Raw genomic sequence first — 24,441 nt, 5'->3', positions numbered from 1 at the left:
CCCCTCGGCGGGCGTCCACCCCGGGCCCGGAATTCACCCGCCCCGCCCCTGGGGCCACGGGGTTCCGCCCTGTCCGATCACCCTGATAGGTGAACATTCCGGCCCCCCGGCGCGGTCCGTCGCTTCCTTGCCGCCACGGTCCTCGGCCCCGTACAAGATCCCCAACGCAAGTTACCGCCCGGTACTTTCCGGGCTCGCAGAACGGGGATCCCATGAACAAGGTCATGACCAGGGCTCAGTACCACCCCGGCACCCGCCCGCCGGCTCGCCGCGACTCCCGCCGCCCGGGCGGCACGCCACCCCGCACACCCGGCGGCAGCGCACCCCGCACGGCCCCGGGCGACGGCCGCCCACCCGGCTCCCCCGGCAGCGGCCCCCGCACCCGTACGCGCCCCTCGGACACTCGCCCGCAAGGCACCCCGGGTCCGAACGACACGACCACCGGAGCTCCGCGGCGCGGCACCACGGCAGGCGCCGGGAAAGTCGGCACCACGTCCGGCTCTACGCCCACCACCGTCGTCGCAGCAGCACTCGCCGACGGCCGCACCGCAGCCCCCGCCACAGTGGTCCCGTCCCGGACCCCGAGCCGCCCCCTGGTCCCCCAGCCCCGGCCCACCGACCTCTTCGCAGATCTCCTTGTCGCCGTGTTGAGCGGTCAGCGCCCCGTCCACTCGATGCTCCGGCACACCGCGGGCCGCGCCTACGACGAACTGGCCTGGCTCGCCGAACGCGGCCCCCTGCGCACCCGCGGAACCCGCCCCGTCGTCCGGGACATCGGCTACTACGTCCCGCGACCGGGTGCCGTGGAGGCCTTCGCCCGGATCGGTGCCGGCGACCAGCTGCGCGCCATGGCCTTCCGCCTGGAACAGGGCCAGGACCTCCGCTGGCGGTGCACCGCGGTCGAACTGGGTGGCTCCCGGGCTCCCCGTCCGGACGACGACTGACAGGCCCGGAGAAGGCCGCTGGTCCGTCACACGCCGAAGGGCCGGCCACCCCGAGGTGACCGGCCCTTGCTACGCCACGGCGCCACCGGCACCGTCACATCGATCCGTCACGGCGCCCATCGCACCGTGGGCACTACTTCTTGCGCCGCCCCCGACCACGGGACTGCTTGCGCCGCTCCGCGCGCGTGAGGCCGTCCGCCTCGGAGCGCACGGGCTCGTCGTCGTCGGCGAACTCGCCCTCGATGACACCGCCCTCGCCGTCCACGGTCGGCGCGGAGAAATGCAGGTCCCTGCGCTGCGGGGCGTCGAGCCCCTTCGCGCGGATCTCGGGACGCGAGCCGGCCTGCGCCGGAACCGCGTCCTGCTTGGCGAGGGACGGCCTCTCGTCCTCGACCGGGACCTCCTCGACCTGCTGCTCGACCTGGACCTCCAGGTTGAACAGGTAGCCGACGGACTCCTCCTTGATGCCCTCCATCATGGCGGTGAACATGTCGAAGCCCTCGCGCTGGTACTCGACCAGCGGGTCCTTCTGCGCCATGGCGCGCAGGCCGATGCCCTCCTGGAGGTAGTCCATCTCGTAGAGGTGCTCGCGCCACTTGCGGTCCAGGACCGACAGCACGACCCGGCGCTCCAGCTCACGCATGATCTCGGAGCCGAGCTGCGCCTCACGCGCCTCGTACTGCTCGTGGATGTCGTCCTTGATCGACTCGGAGATGTACTCGGCGGTCAGGCCCGCGCGGTCGCCCGCCGCGTCCTCCAGCTCCTCGACGGTGATCTTCACCGGGTAGAGCTGCTTGAACGCGCCCCACAGCCGGTCGAGGTCCCAGTCCTCCGCGAAGCCCTCGGCGGTCTCCGCCGCGATGTACGCGTCGATCGTGTCGTCCATGAAGTGCACGACCTGCTCCTGCAGGTCCTCGCCCTCCAGGACGCGGCGCCGCTCGCCGTAGATGACCTCGCGCTGGCGGTTGAGGACCTCGTCGTACTTCAGGACGTTCTTACGGGTCTCGAAGTTCTGCTGCTCCACCTGCGACTGCGCGGACGCGATCGCGCGCGTGACCATCTTGTTCTCGATCGGGACGTCGTCCGGGACGTTCGCCATAGACATGACGCGCTCGACCATCTGGGCCTTGAACAGCCGCATCAGGTCGTCGCCCAGGGAGAGGTAGAAGCGGGACTCGCCGGGGTCGCCCTGTCGGCCGGAACGACCGCGCAGCTGGTTGTCGATACGGCGCGACTCGTGCCGCTCGGTACCGAGGACGTAGAGCCCGCCGAGGTCCTTGACCTCCTCGAACTCCGCCTTGACCGCCTGCTCGGCCTTCTCCAGAGCGGCGGGCAGAGCCGCGGCCCACTCCTCGATGTGCTCCTCGGGGTCGAGGCCGCGCTGGCGCAGCTCCGCCTCCGCGAGGTCCTCGGGGTTGCCGCCGAGCTTGATGTCGGTACCACGGCCGGCCATGTTGGTCGCGACGGTGACGGCGCCCTTGCGGCCGGCCTGGGCGACGATCGTCGCCTCACGGTCGTGCTGCTTGGCGTTCAGCACTTCGTGCTGAACGCCGCGCTTGCTGAGCTGCTGGGAGAGGTACTCGGACTTCTCGACCGACGTCGTACCGACGAGGATCGGCTGGCCCTTCTCGTGCTTCTCGACGATGTCGTCGACGACCGCCTCGAACTTCGCGACCTCGGTGCGGTAGATCAGGTCCGACTGGTCCTTGCGGACCATGGGCCGGTTGGTCGGGATCGGGACGACGCCGAGCTTGTAGATCTGGTGGAACTCGGCGGCCTCGGTCATCGCCGTACCGGTCATGCCGCAGAGGCCCGGCTGTTCCTTGCCGTTGTGGTCGTGGCGCTTGTAGAGGCGGAAGAAGTTCTGGAGGGTGATCGTGGCAAGGGTCTGGTTCTCGTCCTTGATGTCCACCCCTTCCTTCGCCTCGATCGCCTGGTGCATGCCCTCGTTGTAGCGGCGGCCGGCGAGGATACGGCCGGTGTGCTCGTCGACGATCATGACTTCGCCGTCCATGACGACGTAGTCCTTGTCCTTCTTGAAGAGCTCCTTCGCCTTGATGGCGTTGTTCAGGTAGCCCACCAGAGGAGTGTTGACCGACTCGTAGAGGTTGTCGATGCCCAGCCAGTCCTCGACCTTGCTGACCCCGGACTCGTGGATGGCGACCGTGCGCTTCTTCTCGTCGACCTCGTAGTCGCCGGTCTCCTCGATGCCCTTGAGCGGGTTTCCGGCCTCGCCCTTCTTCAGGCGGGTGACCAGCTTGGCGAAGTCGCCGTACCACTTGGTGGCCTGGTCGGCCGGACCGGAGATGATCAGCGGCGTGCGGGCCTCGTCGACGAGGATGGAGTCGACCTCGTCGACGATGGCGAAGTTGTGGCCGCGCTGGACGAGTTCGTCCTGGGACCACGCCATGTTGTCGCGCAGGTAGTCGAAGCCGAACTCGTTGTTCGTGCCGTACGTGATGTCGCACGCGTACTGCTCGCGGCGCTGGGCCGGCGTCATGTTGGCAAGGATGCAACCGACGTTCAGGCCGAGGAACTTGTGGACGCGGCCCATCATCTCGGAGTCGCGCTCGGCCAGGTAGTCGTTGACCGTGATCAGGTGCACGCCCTTGCCGGACAGCGCGTTCAGATACGCGGGCAGGGTGCCGACGAGGGTCTTGCCCTCACCGGTCTTCATCTCGGCCACATAGCCGAGGTGGAGGGCGGCGCCACCCATGATCTGCACGTCGTAGTGACGCTGGCCGAGCGCGCGCTTGGCAGCCTCGCGCACAGTGGCGAACGCCTCGGGCAGCAGGTCGTCCAGACTCTCACCGTCGGCGTACCGCTGCTTGTACTCATCGGTGAGGGCCCGCAGCTCGGCGTCGGAGAGGTCGACGAAGTCCTCTTCGATGGAGTTGACCTGGTCCGCGATGCGGTGCAGCTTGCGCAGGATCTTGCCTTCGCCTGCACGCATGATCTTCGAGAGGACGGACACGGGGGTTGGTCTCCTTGCCGGTCGGGCCTAGGACGGTCGGTTTCCATTTGACTTACTGAGCAACGGCCATCGTATGCGAGGACCCCGCCGCGTCGGGAGGCCTGCCGGGTAGGCCGACTGTCAGCTCTTTCAAAATCTGCTTCAAAGGGAACAACGGACGGGGAACACCGATGGTGCCGCGCCCCGCCCACGAATTGCGCGAATTGTGATCGCGCGCTCACTCACAGCTAAACCGATGGCGCCTTCACCGAACACCTGAGCAGAATCGGCTGATGGAACCCGTCATCCTGACCACGGCCCGCCTCCTGCTGCGCACGCCGACCCCGCGGGACACCGAGACCGTCTTCGCGGCCGTGCAGGACCCCGACATCCTGCGCTGGACCACGATCCCCTCGCCGTACCTGCCCGAGCACGCCCGGGGTTTCACGGAGCAGCTGGTCCCGGAAGGCTGGGCGAACGGCACGATGTTCACCTGGGGCCTCTTCCTTCCCGAAGGATTCCTGCCCGAAGGAGAGGAGCTGGTGGGCATGCTCAGCCTCACCAAGCGCTCCGCGGGCACGGCCGAGATCGGTTACTGGAGCACCAAGGAACAGCGCGGCAACGGCTACGTCACCGAGGCCGTCGAGGCCGCCGCCCGCTGGGCCTTCGGCGAGTGGTCGATCGACCGCGTCGAATGGCGGGCGGAGGTCGGCAACCAGGCCTCGCGCGCGGTGGCCGAGCGCGCCGGCTTCACCATCGAGGGCGTACTGCGTTCCTCGCTCGTCCACCAGGGCGTACGACGGGACTGCTGGGTGGGCGCGTTGCTGCCCTCGGACCTGGGCCTGCCGTCGACGGCGCAGTATCTTCCCGCCTCTCAGTAGATCCGCAGGTCACCTCGCACTGTCAGTGCCGGGCCCTATCGTTCGGACCCATGACGACTCCGCCTCCCACCACCGACCTCTCGGCCGACGAGGCCCGCCGCCTCGTGCTGCGCGCCCAGGGCTTCCTCGGCACCCCCGACCGCCGGGCCGGAGTCCGCGGCGTTCTGCGTCACCTCGGGGCGGTCCAGCTCGACACCATCTCGGTACTCGCCCGCTCCCACGAGCTGATCCCGTACGCCCGTCTCGGCGCGGTGGGCCGCAAGAAGGTGGAGAGCGCCTACTGGACCGACACGCACGCCTTTGAGTACTGGTCGCACGCGGCGTGCATCCTCCCCATCGAGGAATGGCCACACTTCGCCTTCCGCCGCCGCGCCTACCGCAGCCGCCCGCACTGGAACCACCAGCTCCCGGACGGCACCTACGACCAGGTCATCAAGCAGCTCCGCACCGAAGGGCCCCTCACCGCCACGGAGTTGGGCGGCGCGAAGAAGACCAGCGAGTGGTGGGACTGGTCGGGCACCAAGGTCGCCGTCGAGCGCGCCCTGATGTACGGCGAGGTGGTCTGCGTGGAGCGCCGTGGCTGGAAGCGTGTGTACGACCTGGCCGAGCGCGCCGTCCCCGCCGACCTGCTCCACGACGAGCTGGACGACACCGAGTGCCTGCGCCGCCTGGTCCCGACTCGCCGGCCAGTCGCTGGGGGTCGGCACCCGCGCGGACATCGCCGACTACCACCGTCTCAAAGGCGAACAGGTCGACGCGGTGATCGCCGACTCCGGCCTGGTGCCGGTCACGGTCGAGGGCTGGGGCAAGCCGGCCTGGGCCGACCCGGCGGCCCTGGAGACACCCCCGCGCGGCCGCCACCGCACCACCCTGCTGTCCCCGTTCGACTCCCTGATCTGGGAACGCGCGCGCACGGAGCGGATCTTCGGCTTCATCCACCGACTGGAGGCCTACGTCCCCAAGCCCAAGCGGGTCTACGGCTATTTCGCGATGCCGGTGCTGGCCGGTGGCCGTCTCGTGGGCCGCGTGGACCCGGCCCGGGAGGGAAGCACGCTGGTGGCCAGGCAGGTCACTCTGGACGGCCCGAAGGCGGTCCCGGCGGTGGCCCAGGCCCTGGTCGAGGCGGCGAGCTGGGTGGACTGCACAGACATTCGGGTCGAGCGGGTGGACGCGCCGGACCTGCGCGAACCCCTCGCCAAGGAAGTCACCGGAGCGCTGACGACGGCCCTGCGCTGACCGGGAGCCGAATCAGCGGATCTCGAGGATCTTCTCCCGCATCGCGTAGACCACCGCTTCCATCCTGGAGTGCAGCTGCAGCTTCTCCAGGATGTTGCGCACATGGTTCTTCACGGTGTTCTCGGAGATGAACAACTCCTTCGCGATATCGCGGTTGTTCATCCCGGTGGCGACGAGCTTGAGGACCTCCAGCTCACGGTCGGTCAGCCGCGGAGCGGGCACGAGACGTCGCTCGTCCGTCCGCTGGATCATCGACTTGAACTCGGTGAGCAGTTTCGACGCCATGGAAGGGCTGATCTGCGACTGGCCGTCGGCCACCGCGCGAATGGCGGTCGCCACCTCGTCCGTGGAGATCTCCTTGAGGAGATATCCGGTCGCTCCGGCCTTGATCGCGTCGTAGAGGTCGGCTTCCTCATCGCTGATCGTCAACATGATGATCTTGGCGCTGGGTGCCACCTCCTTGATGGAGGTGCAGGCCTCGATCCCGCCCCGCTTGGGCATCCGCACGTCCATCAGAACGATGTCCGGCAACAGGTCGGCGGCCTTGTCGACGGCCTCCGCGCCGTCGCCCGCCTCCCCCACGACCTGGATGTCCTCCTCGGCCGCGAGCACGATCTCCAGTCCGCGCCGGAAGAGTGCATGGTCGTCCACGACGAGAACCCGGATCGGCTCCTTGCGTGGAGAGCCCGCGTCCGTGCCCATGCTGACGACGCCGTCGCCGGCGTCCTCGCCGTGCAGCGGTCCGAAGCTGTCCGCCATCGTTCCTCCCCCTGAAGGCTGTGGCTGGTCCTGTGCCATCGCCAACCCAAGGCAACGACCCACCGGTTGGGCCGGTGTGGCCATGATTTCATGCCCGGACGACAGTGAGGTGACAGAGCGGTACGCGAAATGGTCGCACGCGGGTGCCCCTGGGGGCGCACATGCGCTCCAGGGGCACCGGCTCAGCTGTCATCCGGGACGGTCAGCCACCCATCGTGTCTCCGGCCGCGGGAGAGTGCGCCCGGGCGACCATCGGGTCCGTGCTCAGGTGGATGACGCCGTAGTCGTAGGCGTGCCGCCGATAGACGACACTCGGTTCCTTGGTCTCGGAGTCGACGAACAGATAGAAGTCGTGCCCGACCAGCTCCATCTCGTAGAGCGCCTGGTCGAGGGTCATCGGGGAGGCGACGTGGGTCTTCTCGCGGACCACGAGGGGGCCTTCACCCTTGATCTCCAGCGAGCCGATCTTCTTGGTCGGCACACCGTCCGACTCTTCCTCGTGAACGGCCTGCCCGTTGCCGTTGAGCGTCGCCGCGCCCGGAACGTGGTCGGCGACCTCGGCAGCCGTGAGTCGCCGTGCGCCCCTGCGTGTGTGGCGCTTGTCGTGCTCCTTGCGAAGCCGGGCATCCAGCTTCTCCGCCGCCAGGTCGAGTGCCGCGTACGGGTCGCTGGCTGCCGCTTCCGCCCGGATCACCGGACCGCGGGAGCGGAGCGTGATCTCCACTCGGTCACAACGGTCGGCCTGTCGGGGGTTCGGCTCCTTGGACACCTCGACGTCGAGGCTGATCACCTTGCCATCGAGCTTCTGGATCTTCTCCAGCTTCAGCTTCTCGGCCACGTGCTTGCGGAACCGCTCGGGCACCTCGGTCTTGCGGCCCTTGACGACGATGTCCACGCAGAACTCCGTTCCCGGATCGCTCCGCCTCGATGCGGAGCATCTCCCTTTTGCACCAGGCTCCGGTGAGCCCCGGAACCTCGGACTCGGTGACTTCCACCTCCTCCCCCGCGGGCAAGATCTCCATTCCACCGTCGCGGAGGATGGTGGAAATCCCGCGGGCACGGCATTCGGATTTGCGAGGTGTGGCCTGCGCCTTTCTCTCACAACCGAACATATCTCGCCTGGACGGATGTCGTCACCCTCTACTGCGGCGTACCTCCGTTCAGGTGAATTTACCCTCTCGTAACCTGCAACGATGCAACTACGCTGTCAGTTCCGGTTTATTTCGAAGGACTCCGGCGAGGCCGCGACCACAGCTGCGCAGATCAGGTCACGGACGCCACCGACGCCCGCCGCTGTCGCCGAGCAGCGCTCCCGGTCCGTGTCCTCCTCCGTCACTGTGACCAACCGTTCCCCCATGCTTTCCCGAGTTGCAGCGGTGTACACGAAGCCCGCCCCCTCACGGTCGCATCCGGCCACCACCCGTCCACCACGGCGCCCGCTCCCGTCTCGCCGCCGTTCGCCATGCCACTCAGCCGATGCCGGCTGCCCGTGGACACGCTGTCCCGCCGTCTCCGGCGGCCGGTGACCTCTGCGCCCTTCGGCCTCCCGTTGCCGTTGATCACGGTGTCCGGCCCTCATCTGTTCACCGCGGTTCCCGATGTCCTCCCGAGCCCGCGCCTCCCGGACGGCCCGCGCCGCCTCGGTGAGGGAAGCTCCTGTCGTCATCAGGTCGTCGACCAGCACGACCAGCCCTTCGGCCAGCAGCCGTCCGCTGCCGGGAACCGCGGTCAGCGCGCCCGCGAGGTTCTCCAACCGCTGCCGGGAGTTGAGCCCCGACTGGTCGGCCACCCGCCGCCGCTGCCGCAGTACGGCCACCACCCGCCCCGGCATCCCCGCCCGCCGCAGCTCCCCAGCCGCCGCGAGCGCGATCCGCCGCGCCGGATCATGCCCCCGAGCCCGAACCGCCCGCCGCGCGGACGGCACGGGAACGAGCAGCACCGGCACACCGGGCCCAACCAAAGCCCCATAGCCCCCTTCACGCGACCCCCGAGGCCGCCCCGACGCAAATCCCCCACCGCCCGGCTCATATGCCTCCCGCACCGCCGCCGATACCGCCCCCGCCAGAGCCGTGCCGAGCGGCCCAGCGAGGCCCAGCGACCCTCGCTCCTTATGGGCCAGCAAGACCGCCCGTACCGAGTCCGCATACCGAGCCGCCGCGTGCACGACCGGCAGTCCGGGCGGCTCCGGCACCGGTCGCGCCCGGCTCGGTGCGGCCCCGTCCAGGGCGGCACGGCACTCCGGACAGAGCACCGTGCGAGGCCTCCCACAGCCTCCGCACTCGGCCGGCAGCACCAGATCGGTCAGGTCCCGCCACCACCCCCGCATGCCCACCACTGTGCCAACGCCGAAGCCGACCGGCCACCCCTGTGGATAACTGCCTGTGGAAAACTCCGCTCACCGATACGAAGAACACGAACAACAGTTCCCATCACAAATCTCTGGCCCCCCACAGTCATTCGGTCGGCCGAACACAGCCCGCGAATCAGTTCCCCGTACAAACGAATCCGTACAACGAACCCGCCCGTCCGACCAACGAATCCGGCGCGCCCGACCAGCCGCGAATCCCCACCCGCCCCAGAACAAAAGCGGCCACCCTCACCAGGGCCTCACCCCGGCAAAAGCGGCCGCTGACGACAGCGCGGTCCCGTCATCTCACCCCGGATAGACCGGCGCCGTCCCGTCCGCGTCCACCTTCTGCCACTGCGCCCCGGAAGGCAGCCGTACGATCCCGTCCTCCGAGTAGGCCACCAACGGCATCTCGTCGTCCTCGGACGCGGCGATCTCCTTCACACCCGTGAGCACGGCCGGCGGCGGCCCCTCCGGAGTGGAGCCGTCGACCTGGACGTACCGCGTCTGCTGCACACCGCCCTGCTCACGTCCGACCACCGCAAGCCTGCTGTCGCCGGCCCAGGACATGGTCGTGACCTCCTCCAGATCCGGTGTCGTGGAGCGCAGTTCCCGCACCGAGACGCTCTGCGGGTCCCCGGTCCTGCCCTCCCGCTCGATCCGCCCGACGAACAGGGACTGCTTGCCGCCCTTCTCGACGACGAGCGCGATCCGCACCCCGTCGGCGGCCACCCGCAGATCCCTGATACGTCCGTCCAGCCCGGGAGTCGCCACCTCCAGCGGCTTGCCCGCGCCCTCCTTGAACAGCAGCAGCCGCGGATCGGCGGGGTTTCGGTCGGCCACCCACAGATCGCCCTCGGTGTCCCAGCTCGGCGTGGTCAGCCGGTCCTCGGCCGTCTTGCCGTTGCTGACCAGCACCGGTTCCCCGAGTGACCCGCCCGACACCAGCGATCCGACGTACAGCGCCTTGCCGTCGATGCCGACACCGGCCGCCGTGTGCTCGTCACGCGAGACGGCCACCGACCGCAGATTCTTGTCGCCGTCGCCCAGCGCTCCGGGCACCGGCACCGGCTCGGCCTTCGTACCGCCGGCATCCGCTTCGGCCGAAATCCGCACCAGCCGGTGCCGACCGTCCACGAAGTACAGGTACGCGGGATTCTCGACCGAACCGCGCGTGGCGGCGCCGTTGGCCTCGTTCTCCTTCACGGAACACAATTGCTTGCCGCCCGCCTGCAACTCCACCGTGTCCACCGCGGGGGTGAGGTTCTGCAGGGTGAACAGCAGCTGGGTCCCCATCGCTTCACACTGGTCCGGACTGACGTGCCCGGCCTTGCCATTGAGCGGCACCGTCAAGATGTTCTGGTCGTCGGGAGTCAGCGAGGAGACGCCGGACTTCAGCGCGGTACCGGTCGGGAAGCGCGTCCTGACAACGGGGTCGAGCCAGCTCGTCGGCCCGTTGAGCAGGGATCGCACCAACTGCGTCATGGGGTCCACGCGCTCGCGCACATACACGGGATCGGCGACCGCCACGGTCTGCGGAGCCGTCGCCGCCCTCGTGTGCGAGGCGAAGTAGTACTTGTTGACGGACACGTAGTTGCGCTGGAAGTCCGACTTCCCCATGACGACACCCGGCGGAGGACTGTCGATCCGCCACTGCTTGGTCTTCTTGTCCTGCACGAGGTGCACGGTCTCCCGGTACTCGCCGGAGGCCGGCGCGTACGACTGCTGCGCGTCCACCACGGCCACCTTGGTGCCGGTCAGCGTGAACGACGTGTCTTCGGCCTGCTCCCGGCCCACGGGAGGCACGACGTCGGCCCCGGGCCCGTCGTCGAGCACCGTGGTGGACAGCCCCGGCTGCCACTGCTTCGCCGCACTCCCGGTCAGGTACTTGCGGGCCGTCTCGTAGTCCGGATCGTCGCTGGTCAGCGCCTCAAGAAAGCCCTGCACGATGTCCAGGGGCTCGGCGTCCTCCTGCGGCGGCATCGCGTAGACCCGCACCTGAGTGTCCTGCCGCGGGGTGGCGTCGACCCCGCGCAGATCCCCGCTGTCCGGCATGGAGGCACATCCCGCCAGCAGTACGACGCCACAGGCGGCGTACACCACCGCTCGCCTCGGCGTGCGCCGGCCGCCCCCCTCGCGGTCAGCGTCCACGGAATGCCTCCCCCTGCTGTCCGTACGACTCCTGCTGTCCGTACGAGTCCTGCTGTTCGTGCGACTCCTGCGACCCGGCGTCCGGGCGGCTCACGGTCTCCCCGCCGGGCCTGTCCCCGGCAGAAGTGCTGTCCGGCCGTGGCGCACCGGACGTCGGCCGGGGCACCACGCGCGCACCGTTGCCGGGCAGCGCCGTCGGATCGGCCATGGGTGTCACAGAGGCCGACCTGGGCGCTATCGGATCCCGCGAGCTCACCTGGTCACCCGTCGGCTGAACCGGCACGGTGGCCGCCTTTTCGCCGCCCCCACGCGGCAGACCGGCGTCATTGAGTCCACGATTGCGGCGAGAGTCCTTGGGCTCGAGCGGTATCGGCGAGCCCCGCAGCGGCTCGTCGGCCGTCCTCGGCAACGTCAGCCGGAACTGCGAACCGCCGCCCGGCTCGCCCCACGCCTGCAGCCAGCCGCCGTGCAACCGTGCGTCCTCCAGGGCGATGGACAGCCCCAGTCCCGTACCGCCGGTGGTACGCGCGCGTGCCGGGTCGGCCCGCCAGAAACGGCTGAACACGCGCGTGGCCTCGCCGGGCTTGAGCCCGACTCCGTAGTCGCGCACCGCGATCGCGACCGCCCCGCCCGCCGAAGCCAGCTTGACCACGACGTCCTTGCCCTCACCGTGCTCGACGGCGTTGACGACGAGATTGCGCAGCACCCGCTCCACGCGCCGGGCGTCGGCCTCGGCGACGACGGGCTGCTGGTCGCCCACGATCCGGACCGTGGTGCCCTTGCGTTCGGCAAGTGGCGCGGCCCCGCCGACCACTCGCCGTACGACCTCCCTGAGGTCTATCGGCTCCGCCTCCAGCGCCGCCGCGCCCGCATCGAAGCGGCTGATCTCCAGCAGGTCCGCGAGCAGCGTCTCGAACCGGTCCAACTGGTCGGCGAGCAACTCGGCCGACCTCGCGGTCATCGGATCGAAGTCCTCGCGGGCGTCATGGATGACGTCGGCGGCCATCCGTACGGTCGTCAGCGGCGTCCGCAGCTCGTGCGACACGTCCGACACGAACCGCCGCTGCATCCGCGACAGGTCCTCCAGCTGCTGGATCTTCAGCTGAAGGTTCTGCGCCATCTTGTTGAAGGCCTCACCGAGCCGCGCGATGTCGTCCTCACCGGTGACCTTCATCCGCTCCTGGAGCCGACCGGCGGACAGCCGCTCCGCGATCCCGGCGGCCATCCGCACCGGCGTGACGACCTGCCGCACCACCAGCCAGGCGATCGCGCCGAGGAGTACGACGACGAAGAGCCCGGCGGTCGCCAGGGTGCCCTTGACCAGGCTGAGCGACTTCTCCTCCTGAGTGAGCGGGAAGAGGTAGTACAGCTGGTACGGATCGCCGTTGGGGTCGTTGACCTGCTTGCCGATGACCAGGGCCGGCTGGGGACTTTGATAGGGGTCGTAGACGATGCGGGTGTAGCTCTGGGCGGCCGAGGTGCTCTCGTCGATCTTCTCGCGCAGTGCCTCGGGGACGCTGGCCGTCGGGTCGACGTCGCCCGAGGCACGCGGCCCGCGCCCGCTCCCGCTGTCGCCGCCCACGGGCAGGCTCACCACGTCGAAGGCGCCCTGACCACCGCTGGAGAGCGAGTAGACGAGATTACTCATCCACTCGATGACGAACTGATCGGACTGACCCTCCGCGGGGGCCGCCTCGTCGGTCCCGGCACCGGCCTCGTCCGCCTTCTGCTTGGCCACCGCGAACCCTCCGGTGGCCTGGCTCTGCGACGCCTTGACCTTGGCGTCGAGGAGCCCGTTGCGCACCTGCCCGATGACGACGAAGCCCAGCAGAAGCACCACACCGAGCGACATCAGCAGGGTCGTGGCGACGACCTTGAGCTGGATGTTGCGCCGCCACAGCCGCATCACGGGCAGCAGCGGCCGGCGCACCCAGCGCATGAAGAGCCTGAGGACCGGGCTGCCCTGGACTCCACCCTGAAGCAGACCGATCTCGACGAAACGTCCCCAGCGGGAACCCGCCGACTTCCGCCCGACAGGCCGCCCCGCAGCCGCCCCGGTCCGTCCGGGCGACGAAGCAGCACTGTCTCCGGACATGTCAGCTGGGCCCTGCCTTGTAACCCACACCACGGACGGTCACCACGATCTCCGGCCGCTCCGGGTCCTTCTCGACCTTGGAGCGCAGCCGCTGCACATGCACATTGACGAGCCGGGTGTCGGCGGCGTGCCGGTAGCCCCACACCTGCTCGAGGAGCACCTCACGCGTGAACACCTGCCACGGCTTGCGCGCGAGCGCGACCAGCAGGTCGAACTCCAGCGGCGTCAACGCGATCGACTGCCCGTCCCGCTTCACGGAGTGCCCGGCCACGTCGATGACCAGGTCACCGATGGCGAGCTGCTCGGGAGCCGGCTCCTCCGACCTCCGAAGCCGCGCCCGGATCCGGGCCACGAGCTCCTTCGGCTTGAACGGCTTCACGATGTAGTCGTCGGCACCGGACTCCAGGCCCACGACCACATCGACGGTGTCGCTCTTCGCCGTGAGCATCACGATCGGCACGCCGGACTCCGCCCTGATCAGGCGGCACACCTCGATGCCGTCCCGCCCGGGCAGCATCAGATCCAGCAGCACCAGATCCGGCTTGGCCTCACGGAACGCGGCCAGCGCCTTGTCACCGTCGGCTACGAAAGACGGCTCAAAACCTTCACCACGCAGCACAATGCCCAGCATCTCGGCAAGTGCGGTGTCGTCGTCGACGACAAGGACTCGTCCCTTCATAAAGACATCATCCCATTCTCATAACAGTGGTGAAGGCAGTGGTGAGACAGCTCACCGACCAGTGACCTTAGTCGTACTGGACCATCACTGTCTGCCTCGACCGCCGCAGCTGAGGTCGCCGTGGATTCAGGCGGAATACGTGGCCACTACACCCGGATCAGCCGGTCGTCACCTCCGGGGACCTTGCACACAGCTCGGCAAGAGCCTCGGCCGTCACCGGCGACACCACGCCCTCCTCCGTGACGATCGCCGTCACCAGCTCGGGCGGCGTCACATCGAACGCCGGGTTGTACGCCTGGGTCCCCAGCGGCGCCACCGGAATCCCACCGCCCGCCTCGACTCCCGCCACCGGCGCCTGGGGCGCCGCGATCTCGGTCACCTCGTGCCCGGCCCGCTGCTCCACCTCGATCGACGCCCCGTCGGGCGTGTCCGGATCAACCGTGGTCACCGGCGCCACCACGATGAACGGCACATGGTGGTACCGCGCGAGCACCGCGAGCGGATAGCTCCCCACCTTGTTCGCCACCGACCCGTCGGCGGCGATCCGGTCGGCCCCGATCAGTACCGCGTCCACCTCCCCGGCCGCGAACAGCGAGCCCGCCGCGTTGTCGGTCAGCAAGGTGTACGCCATCCCGCTGCGCGCCGCCTCGTACGCCGTCAGCCGGGCACCCTGGAGCAGCGGACGCGTCTCGTCCACCCACAACCGCCGCAGCCGCCCCACCCGGTGAGCCGCGAGCGCCACCGCGAACGCCGTCCCCTCGCCGCCCGACACCAGCGCACCGGTGTTGCAGTGCGTCAGGATCCGGTGCCCGCCGCCCGGCAGCAGTTCGTCCAGGAGTGCCAGCCCACGCTCGGCCATCGCGGCACTGGCCGCCGCATCCTCCCGGTGCAGCCTGCGCGCCGCCGCCAGCGCAGCCCCGGCCGCCAGCTCCTGGTCACCGCTCTTGGCGAGCTCGGCCCGGTACGCGGCCTCGGCTCTGCGCACCCCGACGGCGAGATTCACCGCGGTCGGACGCGCGCCCGCCAGCACGGCCGCCGCCTCGTCCACATCGAACCCGCGCGCGGCGGCGAGCGCGACCCCGTACGCCCCCGCGATGCCGAGCAACGGCGCCCCGCGCACGGAGAGCGAACGGATCGCCTCCACCAGCGCGGACGCGTCAGTACAGACCAGTTCGACCTCCTCGGCCGGCAGCCTCGTCTGGTCGAGAAGCACCAGGACGGGGCCTTCGGGTGGCTCCTCCCAGCGGATTGCCGGAATCTCGGTGGGCTTGCTGTCCTCGCCGGTTTGCGCGTACTGATCAGCCATGCGATCAGTCTGCCCCTTGTGCGCCGGAGTATTGAAGGTGCGCAGCCCATACCGCGGCTGGTCATTCGCCGACCACCCCATGGCACGATGGCTGCCAACCTGCCGCCGCGACCGCGGACGGGCATCGTGAAGGAGCGACGATGAACGACACTCCGGGCTGGGCCTCGCCCGGATCCGCCCCGCCCGACGGACACAAGCCCGGCACGTCCGATTCCGGCGAGCCCGCCATCCGGCCCGAGACTGCGAACCCCGCGCCAGAGCCGCAGGACAACCCGCAGGACGCCGACTCGAAGTGGTCCCAGGAACAGCCGCCCCCCGGTCAGTGGTCCGCCCCCACAGGCCCCGCCGCTCCCGGTCAGACACCTCCGCCCCCACCGCCCGGCCCGGGCTGGGGGTCCCAGCCCCCCGCCGGCCCGCCCGGAGGCTACGGCCCTCCCCCGGGCTGGGGCGGCGCCTACCGCGGCTGGGGCGGCCCCCCGCCCGCGGCCAAACCCGGCGTGATCCCCCTGCGCCCGCTCGGCGTGGGCGAGATCCTCGACGGCGCGGTCTCCACCATGCGCACCTACTGGCGCACGGTCCTCGGCATCTCGCTGACCGTCGCGGTCGTGACCGAGGTCCTCGTCATCCTGCTCCAGGGCTTCGTCCTGAACGACAGCGCGGGGACCGAGGCCCTCAACGACCCCAGCGCCAGCGCCGACGAGCTGACCCGCGCCCTGGGCGAGACCATGGTCGGCAGCACCGTCGTCTTCCTGATCTCCCTGATCGGCACGGTCGCCGCGACCGCGCTGCTGACAACGGTCACCAGCCGGGCCGTGCTCGGCAGGCCGGTCACCACCGGTGAGGCCTGGCGCGAGGCCCGCCCGCAGGTACCCAGGCTGTTCGGTCTGATCTTCCTGCTGCTGCTCATCACCTTCGGTGTGCTCGCCGTCGGTGCACTGCCCGGCATCCTCGTGGCCGCCGCGGGCTCGAACGGCGGCGGTATCGCCCTCGTCGTCCTGGGCGTCCTCGGCGCCGGCGTCGTCGCGCTGTGGCTGATGATCCGCTTCTCCCTGGCCTCGCCCGCGCTGATGCTGGAGAAGCAGAGCATCGTGAAGTCGATGAGCCGCTCCACGAAGCTGGTGCGCGGTTCCTGGTGGCGAGTCCTCGGCATTCAGCTGCTGGCCGGGATCATCGCGAACATCATCGCGGCGATCGTCGTCATCCCCTTCACCTTCCTCGCCGCAGCGCTCAGCGGCGAGGGCGTCGGCGGCTTCGTCAACGGCACCGGCGACCTCGGCTGGACGTTCCTCATCATCAGCGGCATCGGCTCGGTGATCGGCTCCATGATCACCTTCCCGATCACGGCGGGCGTCACCGTGCTCCTCTACATCGACCAGCGCATCCGCCGCGAGGCCCTCGACCTCGAACTGGCCCGCGCAGCGGGCGTACAGGACTACGGCACCGGCCCCACTCCCGGGAGCTGATGCGGTGAACCTGCCGGGGGGAGTGCTCACCATGCTGCGCGCCGTCGACACATCCGTGCTGTCACTGGCACGGTCCACCGACGAACCGCCACTGACGATCCCGCGCGACCCCGCGCGAGAGGCGGCCCGCCGCGAGCTGTCCAAGCGCATGTACCACGAGAACGACCCCAGCTGGTTCCAGCGCGCCCTCAACGCGTTCTGGGACTGGGTCGACAAGCTGTTCAACGCCGCCTCGTCCGCGACACCAGGGGGACCACTCGGGCTCGTCGTCGTCATCGCCGCCGTCCTCCTGGTCGTCGGCGCGCTGTGGTGGCGCCTGGGCACTCCGCGCCGCGATCCCGCCTCCTCCGCCACTCTGTTCGACGACCGCCCACGCAGCGCCGCCGACCATCGCGCGGCCGCCGAGGCACACGCCGCCCAGGGCCACTGGAACCAGGCCGTCCAGGAACGCATGCGTGCCATCGTCCGCTCCCTGGAGGAACGCACCCTCCTCGACATCCGCCCCGGCCGCACCGCGGACGAGGCCGCCGCGGAAGCGGGCCGCGCCCTGCCCTCCCACACGGACCGGCTGCGCTCAGCGGCCGGCGACTTCGACGACGTCACGTACGGCGGCCGGGCCGCGACCGAGCAGTCGTACCACCGCATCGCCGAACTCGACCGCGACCTGGAACGCACCAAACCGGTGCTCGCGGCGAGCATGAGCAACCACGCGGCCCACAACGCCCGCCAGGGAGCCGCCGAATGACCACCGAGGCCACGCTCCCGTCCACCTCGGCCTCGCCCACCGCCCGCCAGGTGTGGACCCGCGCACGAGGCGTCGTGCTCGCCCTCGTGCTTCTCCTCGTCGCGGCCGTGGCGATCGCGGCGATCCGCTCCACCGAACGCCACGGAAGCCTCGACCCGCGCTCCGCCGACCCCTACGGCAGCCGCGCCGTCGCCGAACTCCTCGCCGACCGAGGCGTCGACACCCGAGTGGTCACCACACTCGACGAAGCACGCGCCGCGGCCGGCCCCGACACCACGCTCCTGATCGCCGTACCCGACCTCCTGACGCACCGCCAGCAGAGCCAACTGCACTCCGCGACCGCCGACTCCGACGGCCGCACCCTCCTCGTCGCCCCCAGCAGCTGGTCCGTGGAACGGCTGGCCCCCGGCGTCGTCGCGGACCCCGCCACCAGCCTCGACTCGAAGCTCTCCCCCGACTGCGCCCTGCCGGCGGCCCAGCGCGCGGGCACCGCCGACACAGGCGGCATCCGCTACACCGTCACACACCCCGGCTACGACGAGTGCTACCCCAGCGAGCGCCTGCCCACCCTGGTGCGCGTCCCGGCGGCCTCCGGGGACGGCGACACCGTCGTGCTCGGCGCGCCCGACATCCTCTACAACGACACCCTCGACGAGCAGGGCAACGCCTCGCTCGCTCTCCAACTCCTCGGCTCCCGCCCCCATCTGGTCTGGTACCTCCCCTCGCTCTCCGACTCCTCCGCCACCGGCCCGGGCGAGGAGAAGGACTTTTTCGACCTGCTTCCCTCGGGCTGGCTGTGGGGCACACTCCAGCTCTTCTTCGCGGCAGCACTCGCCGCCCTGTGGAGGGCACGCCGACTGGGCCCGCTCGTGCCCGAGAAACTCCCCGTGGCGATCCGCGCCTCCGAAACCGTCGAAGGCCGCGCCCGCCTCTACCGCAAAGCCAACGCCCGCGACCGCGCGGCCACCGCTCTTCGCTCCACCACCCGCACCCGCCTCGCCCCCCTCGTGGGCGTTCCCGTCACCCAGGCGCACGCGCCCGAAGCACTGCTTCCCGCCCTGTCCGCCCATCTCCACAGCGACGGAGACGGACAGTCCCTGCGTTCCCTCCTCTTCGGCCCGCCGCCCGGCGACGACGCAGCCCTCATCTCCCTCGCCGACCAACTCGACGCCCTCGAAAGAGAGGTACGCCGTTCATGATGGACCCGACCACTGACAACGCCGGGACCACTGGGGACCCGGGCCCCGCCAGGGCCTCCCTGGAAGCCCTGCGCGCCGAGATCGCCAAAGCCGTGGTCGGCCAGGACCCCGCCGTGACCGGTCTCGTCGTCGCCCTCCTCTGCCGCGGACACGTACTACTGGAAGGAGTCCCTGGGGTCGCCAAAACGTTGCTCGTCCGCGCACTCGCATCCGCACTCGAACTCGACACCAAGCGCGTCCAGTTCACCCCCGACCTCATGCCGAGCGATGTGACGGGCTCCCTGGTCTACGACACCCGCTCCGCCGAGTTCTCCTTCCAGCCCGGCCCGGTCTTCACCAACCTCCTCCTCGCGGACGAGATCAACCGCACCCCGCCCAAGACCCAGTCGTCCCTCCTGGAGGCCATGGAGGAACGCCAGGTGACCGTCGACGGCACCCCGCGCCTCCTCCCCGATCCGTTCCTGGTCGCCGCGACCCAGAACCCGGTGGAATACGAGGGCACCTACCCCCTCCCCGAAGCCCAACTGGACCGTTTCCTCCTCAAACTGACGATCCCGCTCCCCTCACGCCAGGACGAGATCGACGTCCTCACCCGCCACGCCGAGGGCTTCAACCCCCGCGATCTGCACGCCGCCGGCGTACGCCCCGTGGCAGGCCCCGCCGACCTCGAAGCCGCACGCGCCGCGGTCGCCAAGACCACGATCTCCCCCGAGATCACCGCCTACGTCGTCGACGTCTGCCGCGCCACACGCGAGTCCCCTTCCCTCACCCTGGGCGTGTCCCCGCGCGGCGCCACGGCCCTCCTGGCCACCTCGCGCGCATGGGCGTGGCTCACCGGCCGCGACTACGTGATCCCCGACGACGTGAAGGCCCTGGCCCTCCCCACCCTCCGCCACCGCGTCCAACTGCGCCCGGAGGCCGAGATGGAGGGCGTGACGGCCGACTCCGTCATCAACGCGATCCTCGCCCACGTCCCGGTCCCCCGCTGATGGCCCTCACCGGACGCGCCGCACTCCTCGCAGCCCTGGGTTCCCTCCCTGTCGGCATCTGGGAACCCAGCTGGGCGGGCATCCTCGCCGTCAACGCCCCCCTGGCAGTGGCCTGCGCCTGCGACTTCGCCTTGGCGGCACCCGTACGACGCCTCGGCCTGGCCCGCTCCGGTGACACCTCCGCCCGCCTGGGCGAGGCCGCCGACGTCACCCTCACGGTCACCAACCCGTCCGGCCGCCTCCTCCGCGCCCACGTGCGCGACGCCTGGCCCCCCAGCAGCTGGCAGCCCGGCACGGAAGTGGAAGCCTCCCGCCACCAGCTGACCGTCCCCGCCGGCGAACGCCGACGCCTCACCACTCGTCTACGCCCCACCCGCCGCGGCGACCGCCAGGCCGACCGAGTGACGATCCGCTCCTACGGCCCCCTCCGTCTCTTCTCCCGCCAGGGCACCCACAGAGCCCCCTGGACGGTCCGCGTCCTGCCCCCGTTCACCAGCCGCAAGCACCTCCCCTCGAAGCTCGCCCGCCTGCGTGAACTCGACGGCCGCACCAGCGTCCTCACCCGCGGCGAAGGCACGGAATTCGACAGCCTGCGCGAGTACGTCCCCGGCGACGACACCCGTTCCATCGACTGGAGAGCCACCGCCCGCCAGACGTCCGTCGCCGTACGCACCTGGCGCCCCGAACGCGACCGCCACATCCTCGTGGTCCTCGACACCGGCCGCACCTCGGCAGGCCGCGTGGGCGACGCCCCCAGGCTCGACGCCTCCATGGACGCGGCACTGCTCCTGGCCGCCCTCGCCTCCCGCGCCGGCGATCGCGTGGACCTCCTCGCATACGACCGCCGAGTACGCGCCCTGGTCCAAGGCCGAACGGCCAAGGACCTCCTCCCCTCCCTGGTCGACGCGATGGCACCCCTCGAACCCGAACTCGTCGAAACGAACGCCCGGGGCCTCACAGCCACAGCCCTGCGTACGGCCCCTCGCCGCTCCCTGATCGTGCTGCTCACCAGCCTCGACGCCGCCCCGATCGAGGAGGGGCTGCTGCCCGTCCTTCCTCAGCTCACCCAACGGCACACGGTCCTTCTGGCCTCAGTGGGGGATCCCCATATCGCCCGCATGGCCACGGCCCGCGGAAACACCGATGCGGTCTACGAGGCCGCAGCGGCTGCCCAGGCGCAGACGGAACGCGATCGCACGGCGGAACAACTCCGTCGCCATGGAGTGACTGTCGTCGACGCGACACCGGACGATCTGGCGCCAGCGCTGGCAGATGCGTATCTGGCATTGAAGGCGGCAGGACGCCTGTAAACGAAAAGGGGGGGGCGCAAAGCGCCCCCCCCTTGAGGAAACCGAACTTGAAATGCAGAAAGGCCCACACCATAAGGTGTGGGCCTTTCTGTCTAAAAGGGGTTCGGCGGTGTCCTACTCTCCCACAGGGTCCCCCCTGCAGTACCATCGGCGCTGTAAGGCTTAGCTTCCGGGTTCGGAATGTAACCGGGCGTTTCCCTCACGCTATGACCACCGAAACACTATGAAGTTAGACCGGAAACACAACACGGTCGTTGCCTCAGAACTAACACAGTGGACGCGAGCAAATATGGACAAGCCCTCGGCCTATTAGTACCGGTCACCTCCACCCATTACTGGGCTTCCAGATCCGGCCTATCAACCCAGTCGTCTACTGGGAGCCTTAACCCCTCAAAGGGGGTGGGAATACTCATCTCGAAGCAGGCTTCCCGCTTAGATGCTTTCAGCGGTTATCCCTCCCGAACGTAGCCAACCAGCCATGCCCTTGGCAGAACAACTGGCACACCAGAGGTTCGTCCGTCCCGGTCCTCTCGTACTAGGGACAGCCCTTCTCAATATTCCTGCGCGCGCAGCGGATAGGGACCGAACTGTCTCACGACGTTCTAAACCCAGCTCGCGTACCGCTTTAATGGGCGAACAGCCCAACCCTTGGGACCGACTCCAGCCCCAGGATGCGACGAGCCGACATCGAGGTGCCAAACCATCCCGTCGATATGGACTCTTGGGGAAGATCAGCCTGTTATCCCCGGGGTACCTTTTATCCGTTGAGCGACGGCGCTTCCACAAGCCACCGCCGGATCACTAGTCCCGACTTTCGTCCCTGCTCGACCCGTCGGTCTCACAGTCAAGCTCCCTTGTGCACTTACACTCAACACCTGATTACCAACCAGGCTGAGGGAACCTTTGGGCGCCTCCGTTACTCTTTAGGAGGCAACCGCCCCAGTTAAACTACCCATCAGACACTGTCCCTGATCCGGATCACGGACCCAGGTTAGACATCCAGCACGACCAGACTGGTATTTCAACGACGACTCCACAACCACTGGCGTGGCCGCTTCAAAGTCTCCCAGCTATCCTACACAAGCCGAACCGAACACCAATATCAAACTGTAGTAAAGGTCCCGGGGTCTTTCCGTCCTGCTGCGCGAAACGAGCATCTTTACTCGTAGTGCAATTTCACCGGGCCTATGGTTGAGACAGTCGAGAAGTCGTTACGCCATTCGTGCAGGTCGGAACTTACCCGACAAGGAATTTCGCTACCTTAGGATGGTTATAGTTACCACCGCCGTTTACTGGCGCTTAAGTTCTCAGCTTCGCCACACCGAAATGTGACTAACCGGTCCCCTTAACGTTCCAGCACCGGGCAGGCGTCAGTCCGTATACATCGCCTTACGGCTTCGCACGGACCTGTGTTTTTAGTAAACAGTCGCTTCTCGCTGGTCTCTGCGGCCACCCCCAGCTCGAGGAGCAAGTCCTCTCACCAGTGATGGCCCCCCTTCTCCCGAAGTTACGGGGGCATTTTGCCGAGTTCCTTAACCATAGTTCACCCGAACGCCTCGGTATTCTCTACCTGACCACCTGAGTCGGTTTAGGGTACGGGCCGCCATGAAACTCGCTAGAGGCTTTTCTCGACAGCATAGGATCATCCACTTCACCACAATCGGCTCGGCATCAGGTCTCAGACTATTGCCAGGCGGATTTACCTACCTGACGTCCTACACCCTTACCCCGGGACAACCACCGCCCGGGCTGGACTACCTTCCTGCGTCACCCCATCACTCACCTACTACAAGTCTGGTTCGCCGGCTCCACCACTTTCCATTCCCCGAAGGGTCCGGAACGGCTTCACGGACTTAGCATCGCCTGGTTCGATGTTTGACGCTTCACAGCGGGTACCGGAATATCAACCGGTTATCCATCGACTACGCCTGTCGGCCTCGCCTTAGGTCCCGACTTACCCTGGGCAGATCAGCTTGACCCAGGAACCCTTAGTCAATCGGCGCACACGTTTCCCACGTGTGTATCGCTACTCATGCCTGCATTCTCACTCGTGAACCGTCCACCACTGCCTTCCGGCGCGGCTTCACCCGGCACACGACGCTCCCCTACCCATCCATACGGGCGTTGGCCCTATTGCATGAATGACACGACTTCGGCGGTACGCTTGAGCCCCGCTACATTGTCGGCGCGGAATCACTAGACCAGTGAGCTATTACGCACTCTTTCAAGGGTGGCTGCTTCTAAGCCAACCTCCTGGTTGTCTCTGCGACTCCACATCCTTTCCCACTTAGCGTACGCTTAGGGGCCTTAGTCGATGCTCTGGGCTGTTTCCCTCTCGACCATGGAGCTTATCCCCCACAGTCTCACTGCCGCGCTCTCACTTACCGGCATTCGGAGTTTGGCTAAGGTCAGTAACCCGGTAGGGCCCATCGCCTATCCAGTGCTCTACCTCCGGCAAGAAACACACGACGCTGCACCTAAATGCATTTCGGGGAGAACCAGCTATCACGGAGTTTGATTGGCCTTTCACCCCTAACCACAGGTCATCCCCCAGGTTTTCAACCCTGGTGGGTTCGGTCCTCCACGAAGTCTTACCTCCGCTTCAACCTGCCCATGGCTAGATCACTCCGCTTCGGGTCTTGAGCGTGCTACTCAAACGCCCTATTAGGACTCGCTTTCGCTACGGCTACCCCACACGGGTTAACCTCGCAACACACCGCAAACTCGCAGGCTCATTCTTCAAAAGGCACGCAGTCACGAGACACCAAGCAAGCTTGATGTCCGACGCTCCCACGGCTTGTAGGCACACGGTTTCAGGTACTATTTCACTCCGCTCCCGCGGTACTTTTCACCATTCCCTCACGGTACTATCCGCTATCGGTCACCAGGGAATATTTAGGCTTAGCGGGTGGTCCCGCCAGATTCACACGGGATTTCTCGGGCCCCGTGCTACTTGGGTGTCTCTCAAACGAGCCGCTGATGTTTCGACTACGGGGGTCTTACCCTCTACGCCGGACCTTTCGCATGTCCTTCGCCTACATCAACGGTTTCTGACTCGTCTCACAGCCGGCAGACTGTGAAAGAGAGATCCCACAACCCCGAATGCGCAACCCCTGCCGGGTCTCACACGCATACGGTTTGGCCTCATCCGGTTTCGCTCGCCACTACTCCCGGAATCACGGTTGTTTTCTCTTCCTGCGGGTACTGAGATGTTTCACTTCCCCGCGTTCCCTCCACATACCCTATGTGTTCAGGTATGGGTGACAGCCCATGACGACTGCCGGGTTTCCCCATTCGGAAACCCCCGGATCAAAGCCTGGTTGACGACTCCCCGGGGACTATCGTGGCCTCCCACGTCCTTCATCGGTTCCTGGTGCCAAGGCA

At 68.2% G+C, this 24,441-nt stretch carries 15 protein-coding genes, 2 rRNA genes and 1 pseudogene (1 of these 18 cut by a window edge); 8 read left to right on the top strand and 10 right to left on the bottom strand.

The window, feature by feature from the left end; all coding sequences use genetic code 11:
• The first annotated feature begins 212 nt into the window (after positions 1 to 212).
• Positions 213 to 944: an Rv3235 family protein gene (locus M2157_RS29095; protein WP_280858034.1), complete on the top strand. Its 732-nt coding sequence runs from the start codon at positions 213 to 215 to the stop codon at positions 942 to 944.
• Positions 945 to 1,077: 133 nt separating this feature from the next.
• On the opposite strand, the gene secA is transcribed toward M2157_RS29095, so the two are convergent.
• Positions 1,078 to 3,918 (bottom strand): preprotein translocase subunit SecA, encoded by a 2,841-nt coding sequence (gene secA / locus M2157_RS29090; RefSeq protein ID WP_280858035.1) that lies wholly within the window; start codon positions 3,916 to 3,918, stop codon positions 1,078 to 1,080.
• Between the two features lie 272 nt (positions 3,919 to 4,190).
• On the opposite strand from secA, the gene M2157_RS29085 reads away from it, so the two are divergent.
• Positions 4,191 to 4,778 carry a GNAT family protein gene (locus M2157_RS29085; protein ID WP_280858036.1) on the top strand — a complete coding sequence of 196 codons (588 nt, stop codon included), beginning with the start codon at positions 4,191 to 4,193 and terminating at the stop codon, positions 4,776 to 4,778.
• Between the two features lie 50 nt (positions 4,779 to 4,828).
• Positions 4,829 to 6,014, top strand: a pseudogene (locus M2157_RS29080) (crosslink repair DNA glycosylase YcaQ family protein).
• Between the two features lie 12 nt (positions 6,015 to 6,026).
• Here the strand turns inward: M2157_RS29080 and M2157_RS29075 are convergent.
• From M2157_RS29075 to mtnA, 7 genes are all read right to left on the bottom strand, one after another.
• Positions 6,027 to 6,773, bottom strand: coding sequence for a response regulator transcription factor (locus M2157_RS29075; protein ID WP_059210138.1), 747 nt, complete (start codon positions 6,771 to 6,773; stop codon positions 6,027 to 6,029).
• Between the two features lie 202 nt (positions 6,774 to 6,975).
• Positions 6,976 to 7,668 carry a ribosome-associated translation inhibitor RaiA gene (raiA, locus tag M2157_RS29070; protein ID WP_057610773.1) on the bottom strand — a complete coding sequence of 231 codons (693 nt, stop codon included), beginning with the start codon at positions 7,666 to 7,668 and terminating at the stop codon, positions 6,976 to 6,978.
• A 312-nt stretch (positions 7,669 to 7,980) separates the two neighbouring features.
• On the bottom strand, positions 7,981 to 9,099 hold the full coding sequence (locus M2157_RS29065) for a ComF family protein (protein WP_280866644.1): 1,119 nt from the start codon (positions 9,097 to 9,099) through the stop codon (positions 7,981 to 7,983).
• Between the two features lie 327 nt (positions 9,100 to 9,426).
• Complete coding sequence (locus tag M2157_RS29060; RefSeq protein WP_280866643.1) at positions 9,427 to 11,271, bottom strand: LpqB family beta-propeller domain-containing protein; 1,845 nt, start codon at positions 11,269 to 11,271, stop codon at positions 9,427 to 9,429.
• Positions 11,261 to 13,366 (bottom strand): MtrAB system histidine kinase MtrB, encoded by a 2,106-nt coding sequence (mtrB, locus tag M2157_RS29055; RefSeq protein ID WP_280858041.1) that lies wholly within the window; start codon positions 13,364 to 13,366, stop codon positions 11,261 to 11,263. Before mtrB ends, M2157_RS29060 begins: the two co-directional genes overlap by 11 nt.
• A gap of 1 nt (position 13,367) precedes the next feature.
• Positions 13,368 to 14,045, bottom strand: a complete 678-nt coding sequence (gene mtrA / locus M2157_RS29050) for a two-component system response regulator MtrA (protein ID WP_009333493.1) — start codon at positions 14,043 to 14,045, stop codon at positions 13,368 to 13,370.
• Positions 14,046 to 14,202: 157 nt separating this feature from the next.
• Positions 14,203 to 15,351 carry an S-methyl-5-thioribose-1-phosphate isomerase gene (gene mtnA, locus M2157_RS29045; RefSeq protein WP_280866642.1) on the bottom strand — a complete coding sequence of 383 codons (1,149 nt, stop codon included), beginning with the start codon at positions 15,349 to 15,351 and terminating at the stop codon, positions 14,203 to 14,205.
• A gap of 140 nt (positions 15,352 to 15,491) precedes the next feature.
• Between mtnA and M2157_RS29040 the strand changes: the two genes are divergently transcribed.
• Genes M2157_RS29040 through M2157_RS29020 form a run of 5 tightly spaced genes read left to right on the top strand, consistent with a single transcriptional unit; the run spans position 15,492 to position 21,057 of the window.
• Positions 15,492 to 16,814 (top strand): glycerophosphoryl diester phosphodiesterase membrane domain-containing protein, encoded by a 1,323-nt coding sequence (locus M2157_RS29040; RefSeq protein WP_280866641.1) that lies wholly within the window; start codon positions 15,492 to 15,494, stop codon positions 16,812 to 16,814.
• 31 nt (positions 16,815 to 16,845) lie between these two features.
• On the top strand, positions 16,846 to 17,559 hold the full coding sequence (locus M2157_RS29035) for a DUF4129 domain-containing protein (protein ID WP_280868290.1): 714 nt from the start codon (positions 16,846 to 16,848) through the stop codon (positions 17,557 to 17,559).
• Positions 17,556 to 18,758: a DUF4350 domain-containing protein gene (locus M2157_RS29030; RefSeq protein WP_280858057.1), complete on the top strand. Its 1,203-nt coding sequence runs from the start codon at positions 17,556 to 17,558 to the stop codon at positions 18,756 to 18,758. Before M2157_RS29035 ends, M2157_RS29030 begins: the two co-directional genes overlap by 4 nt.
• The gene (locus M2157_RS29025) at positions 18,758 to 19,747 is read left to right on the top strand and encodes a MoxR family ATPase (protein ID WP_266528619.1); all 990 of its coding nucleotides are present in this window, start codon (positions 18,758 to 18,760) and stop codon (positions 19,745 to 19,747) included. Before M2157_RS29030 ends, M2157_RS29025 begins: the two co-directional genes overlap by 1 nt.
• Positions 19,747 to 21,057 (top strand): DUF58 domain-containing protein, encoded by a 1,311-nt coding sequence (locus tag M2157_RS29020; protein ID WP_280866640.1) that lies wholly within the window; start codon positions 19,747 to 19,749, stop codon positions 21,055 to 21,057. The genes M2157_RS29025 and M2157_RS29020 overlap by 1 nt, the downstream gene beginning before the upstream one ends.
• Before the next feature lie 101 nt (positions 21,058 to 21,158).
• Here the strand turns inward: M2157_RS29020 and rrf are convergent.
• Both rrf and M2157_RS29010 read right to left on the bottom strand, forming a co-directional pair.
• A 5S ribosomal RNA gene (gene rrf / locus M2157_RS29015) occupies positions 21,159 to 21,275 on the bottom strand.
• A 71-nt stretch (positions 21,276 to 21,346) separates the two neighbouring features.
• Positions 21,347 to 24,441, bottom strand: a 23S ribosomal RNA gene (locus M2157_RS29010); it runs 28 nt beyond the window's last position.

Source organism: Streptomyces sp. SAI-127 (assembly GCF_029894425.1).
Lineage (GTDB): Bacteria > Actinomycetota > Actinomycetes > Streptomycetales > Streptomycetaceae > Streptomyces.
The sequence above is the reverse complement of the archived record's forward strand: the minus strand, read 5'-3'. Positions and strand labels throughout refer to the sequence as shown.